The organism is Synechococcales cyanobacterium T60_A2020_003 (genome assembly GCA_015272205.1).
Classification (GTDB): domain Bacteria; phylum Cyanobacteriota; class Cyanobacteriia; order RECH01; family RECH01; genus JACYMB01.
This window is the reverse complement of record JACYMB010000134.1, coordinates 1-5,088: the sequence shown is the minus strand read 5'-3', so window position 1 is coordinate 5,088 and position 5,088 is coordinate 1. Positions and strand designations below refer to the sequence as shown.

Here is a 5,088-nt window from a genome sequence, read left to right as displayed (position 1 = left end):
AATGTAGCTGCTTCAGCCATTCTCATTAACAATTCTTATTGCGGTGACCAGGTACGATTGGGTAACGTTGCATTGCTGGGCAGCTTTCTGAAAACTGTCAGCTTCGGCAACAGCAAGAAATGCTTGCAACTGCTCCAGGCGCATTTAGTGTAACCTGCATAACATTTTACATTCTGACCGTAGCGGATTTGGCCTCTGCGTATCGTAGACGTGGATACATCTATTCAGAGAAATCGGAAAAATGTCTCCTACGGCTTAGCGTTCCCGTTAGCGTTCCCGGATGAGAGCGGTCTTTACCGCGACCACTCAGTCAGGGCAAAGGCTGTTCCCTGTTGCAGATTGGGTGAAATCGATAGATCTTGGGATAGTTGCTCAAGACGTTTGCGGGTGTTTGTAGGGTCAATTTGCTTCAAAGCGGCGATCGCATGCAGCCGAACCCCCGTGTCCTCATCGGCTAGAAGTTGGATTAACGCTTCAATCGCCTGGGAGTTTCCGATCTGACCGAGGCTAAAGGCAATGGCTTGGCGGAGTTGTGGCCATTGAGAGATGGACGGTTGCACCTGCAGAATCTCAATCAGGATCTGGGTGGCTGTGGGTTGCAGCATGGGGGACTCAACACGCCCTAGGGTTGCAATGATGGTGTGGCAAAGGCGTTGTGTTGGTGCGGCGTGAACGTCTGTCGTGCCTAGCTGTTCTTCGAGATAGCCTTGCAGCATCAATAGTGCGTACTCATGCTGTCCCTGTCCCATCACCTGCACAATCTCATGCCGGAGTGGTTCTGAGAGGTAGGGCGATCGCCAGGCTCGGTCAAGGGCGTTCAATGCCTCTATAGTCCGTAGGCGACCGAGGGCGATCGCAGCTTGTCGTCCCACCTGACCGTTGAAGTCGAGCAACAACGGCTCAATCAGCGGCACCATATCTTGAGACGAAACCCGTTGTGCCTGTAGCCCTAACCCTGTGACCGCAGCCTGCCTCACCCGCGCAGACGTATCAGCTAACGATCGCATTAAGCTGGATACAATCCGATCATCCGAATACCGCATGAGAGCCTCAAGGGCGATCGCCCGGACTTCAGCCACTCCATCATCAACCAGAACAAGAAGAGGCTCAATAATGCTAGGATGATCAATCTTGGCCAGCGTTTGTGCAACACCTAAGCGGGCAGAGGGACGTGATAAGAGGCTGGTAACGTCTGGGACAATAACGGCTCCTCGGTTCGCCAAGGCATCGCTAGCAACCTGCACTAACTCTGGTGTGCCAGATTGGAGTAGGGCTAGCAGCGTGGCGATCGCATCGGGATGATCAAACTCACCGACTAGGCGCGCCGCAAACCAGAGGTATTCCCAATCCTCTTCATCAAAGTCAGTGGTTCGAACAATGTGCAGTAGTGCAGGAAGGGCGATCGCCCCAAGCTGCGGAATCACTTTGCTGATGTCCCAGCGAGTTTGAAAGTTACCGTCTGACAAACAGCCCAGGGCAAGGTTTATCAATCTCTGCTGAGTTAAGCGATCCAACCCCTGACCGTCCTGTTGCGACACAATCTCCTGTAGGAGATGCGCTACTGTTGACCAATGACCACTACTCGCCGCTGCTTGGGCGGCATCTAATCGCTCATCCATTCGCAGACTCTACCACGCCATTCTTACGAATCCAACACCTTGCACTGTCCATACTGTCGTAACAAATGGTCGCACAGTACCAGTGCCATCATCGCTTCGACCATGGGAACAGCTCTAGGTAGAACGCACGGATCATGACGACCACGTGCGGCCAGCACCGCTGCTTCGCCCTCCTTGGTTACGGTTTTCTGCTCCTGTCGGATGGTCGCTGTCGGCTTAAACGCCACGCGGATAATGATATTTTCTCCGTTGGAAATCCCCCCCTGGACACCGCCAGAGCGATTGGTCACGGTGCGGATGTTACCGTCCTCGTCAGTGTAGAATTCGTCGTTGTGTTCCTTTCCTGTCAGCAGGGTTCCGGCAAAGCCTGAGCCAATCTCGAAGCCTTTACTCGCAGGTAGGGACATCACGCCCTTTGCCAAGTCGGCTTCCAGTTTGTCAAAAACAGGAACGCCTATCCCCTTGGGTACGTTGCGAGCCACGCACTCTACAACGCCACCAATGGAGTCCCCAGCGCGTCCAACTTCTTCAATCAATTCGATCATGCGCTCTGCACACTCGGCATCGGGACATCGCACAATGGTGCTTTCAACCTGTTCGAGGGTGACGGTGCTGGAGTCTACGGAGCCTTCTAAATCTTTAATGCGTTTGACGTAGCCGATAATTTCGACGCCAGCGACTTGGTGCAACACTTTTTTGGCGATCGCCCCAGCTGCCACCCGGCCAATGGTTTCCCGTGCCGAAGAACGTCCACCCCCTTTCCAGTTGCGGATGCCATATTTGGCATCATAGGTAGCATCGGCGTGGGACGGACGATACACCTGAGCCATTTCAGAATAGTCCTGCGATCGCGCATCTTTGTTGCGAACGAGAATGGCGATCGGAGTACCCAGGGTTTTGCCTTCAAAGACCCCAGATAAGATTTCGCACTCGTCGGCTTCCTTGCGGGGTGTGGTAATTTTACTCTGCCCCGGACGACGACGATCTAGCTCAAACTGAATCTCCTGTTCACTAATCTCCAAGCGTGGCGGACAGCCATCAATGACAACCCCCATCCCACCCCCATGGGATTCGCCAAAGGTGGTAACTCGGAACAAGTGACCAAACGTGTTGCCCATACCAGTAAAAACGCGACCTGATGGCATCTTAGCCTAAATTAGATCTCTTGCGTGCATCGCGGTGTGGTCTCGCCACAACCCATACCCCCAAACGCGCATTCCTGTGATGAAGCCTATTGAACGTACGGATATAGCGTAGTTTTAGCAAATACCAGCCACATGACCCTACGTCCAATCGCGCCTGATTATGAATCGAAATCCCACGACATAGGAGCGTTTATCGGTAGATCGGCACGCTGCACGTTTTTATAAGCCCCATCCTTCAAGCTTGGAACGCAATTACTAACCTTGATCTCTGATGCCAAGTCAACATCTTGTCCAAACCCTCGTTCCACAAGCTCTTGCCCAGAACTACACCGCTTTCGCAGGGTTCTGAGGGACGAGGAAGATTGGCAGATATTTTGATAAGCCCCCTGCGCCAATTCCGCTTCTGGTGACAAGTGTCCCTTGAGGTAACTCACAATTGCTCCATCTCCAATCCAATCTTCAAAGGCAGGGCGAAGGCGACCATCGTTCCATGTCGCTCCCGCAGGGATGACAGCAATTCGGTGTCCATATGTTCCAGCAGCCAACGCAACAGCCCTACAGCTTTTCAAGCAGCCTGCCAGGGTCGGTGTTGATGCGGTTGATAGGTTCAGCACGGAGCCATTTGGAGACAGCAAAGCCATCTATCTGCCAAGGCTCAAGATTCCATGCGCTCCAAATGCCCAATCAATTCTGGAATGGGGTTAGACATTGGCAGTGCCTTCGACTCACTCGTCGTAATATAGCCCACGTAAAATGCGCCTGCTTCGACATTCAAGGATTGTACTGTCACGTCCCCTTCTAGCCGAGCCGTCCGACTCAGAGTGAGCTGTCCCTCTGCAATTACTCGTGCTTTCACAACGCCATGCAGAATGATGTTGTTGCCGCGTAGCTCTATCCCTTCAATTAATCCCGTTTCAGACACTTCAATGTCACCCGTAACCTGGACATTGCCATGAATAATACCGTGAACCCTCAGATCCCCATCTACGTTCAGATTGCCTTGAAATTCACTCGTTGAACTTAGGTAGGTTGTAGTAGACGAAGCTTGTGAAGATTGAGGGTACTGTATGTTGGGAGTTGTCTGTTTTCCACCAAATAGTCGTTGAATCATCAGCGTGTTTCCCTTCCTAATGGCTGTTTGTATAAAAAGGATGGTTTGTATAAAAAGGATGGACGGTGTAATCCGGTTACTCTACTTTGAGTCGTTAGCGGATAACCTCTGTCCATAGCCAAAATGGCTTTATGGGATTGGTACAGTCAAAACGGATGGATAGTTCTTTTGGACTCGGCTGTATGGAGACAAGGTGGACTGCGGCATCAATTCAATTGGCGAGCGATCGCCCCATCAAACCCTCGCCGTCCTTGAAGTTCTGCGACTTCATGTCAATCTACAAACCAATCTGCTGTCCGTCAATGAAGTCGTTTTGAGTATTACAGTTATACAGCATCTTTGGGTTAGGAACTGTGAGCGGCTGAACAGGTTGCCCATCCAACCAGCGCTGAAAGGATCGTCCCCCTGCATCGACAAACGCCTGTAAGGATTCCCGACAGGAGGTGTGGTAAAGGGCACAGAGTGGCTCCCATCGAGTACGGATCCGAGGAACGCAGGCAATGCAGGGGAGAGGATTGCCTGCGGCCTGTTGAATCCATTGACGGAGCGTTTCAACCTCTAAGAATGGCAAATCACAGGCGAGGAGCAGGATCCATGCTGACGGGATATGCGGTAAGGCTCTTGCAAACCCGATAAGTGGCCCTTGAAAGGGGCGATCGCCCTCATGAGGAGTTTCTGAAATCCACAAGCTGCTTTGGGGCAGCAGGGGTTGATAAACTTGGGGCTGATGGGTGGCGATGTAAATCCTAGGGCAACATTGCGCCGCAGCGTCATAGACTCGCTGGAGGAGCGATCGCCCCTGAAAGTCCATCAATGCCTTATCTTGACCCATGCGGGAACTTTTACCCCCGGCAAGGATGAGCACTGAGATATCGACAGGAGATTGCATGCAAAACCGGGAAGCAACAGATTTAGAACTACATCCACATCCAAACAAGAAGCGCCCTCCCGAAGGAGAGCGCTTTGCAAGCTAACTAACCGAAGCTAACCTTAGCCGTTGATTGCAGGTGCGGTCAGCGCTACAGGAGCAGCTTCGCCAGCCGCCAAATCAAGCGGGAAGTTGTGAGCATTACGCTCGTGCATCACTTCCATACCCAGGTTCGCACGGTTCAACACGTCAGCCCAGGTGCCAATCACACGACCCTGTGAGTCGATGATCGACTGGTTGAAGTTGAAACCGTTCAGGTTGAACGCCATCGTGCTGATACCCAGC

Annotated in this window: 6 protein-coding genes and 1 pseudogene; all 7 read right to left on the bottom strand. The window is 52.3% G+C overall.

The annotated features are described in order from the left end of the window. Positions 1-48: 48 nt before the first annotated feature. Positions 49-144, bottom strand: a pseudogene (locus IGR76_06995) (LysR family transcriptional regulator). Between the two features lie 149 nt (positions 145-293). Then, positions 294-1,619 carry a HEAT repeat domain-containing protein gene (locus tag IGR76_06990; GenBank protein ID MBF2078259.1) on the bottom strand — a complete coding sequence of 442 codons (1,326 nt, stop codon included), beginning with the start codon at positions 1,617-1,619 and terminating at the stop codon, positions 294-296. Positions 1,620-1,642: 23 nt separating this feature from the next. Next, positions 1,643-2,737 (bottom strand): chorismate synthase, encoded by a 1,095-nt coding sequence (aroC, locus tag IGR76_06985; protein ID MBF2078258.1) that lies wholly within the window; start codon positions 2,735-2,737, stop codon positions 1,643-1,645. A 185-nt stretch (positions 2,738-2,922) separates the two neighbouring features. Next, positions 2,923-3,405, bottom strand: a complete 483-nt coding sequence (locus IGR76_06980) for a 2-phosphosulfolactate phosphatase (protein MBF2078257.1) — start codon at positions 3,403-3,405, stop codon at positions 2,923-2,925. Between the two features lie 14 nt (positions 3,406-3,419). Next, entirely contained in the window at positions 3,420-3,875 is a 456-nt protein-coding gene (locus IGR76_06975) for a polymer-forming cytoskeletal protein (protein MBF2078256.1), read from the bottom strand. Positions 3,876-4,152: 277 nt separating this feature from the next. After that, positions 4,153-4,764, bottom strand: coding sequence for a molybdenum cofactor guanylyltransferase (locus IGR76_06970; GenBank protein ID MBF2078255.1), 612 nt, complete (start codon positions 4,762-4,764; stop codon positions 4,153-4,155). Between the two features lie 101 nt (positions 4,765-4,865). Further along, a partial coding sequence (locus IGR76_06965; protein MBF2078254.1) for a photosystem II q(b) protein occupies positions 4,866-5,088 on the bottom strand: 223 nt, incomplete at its 5' end.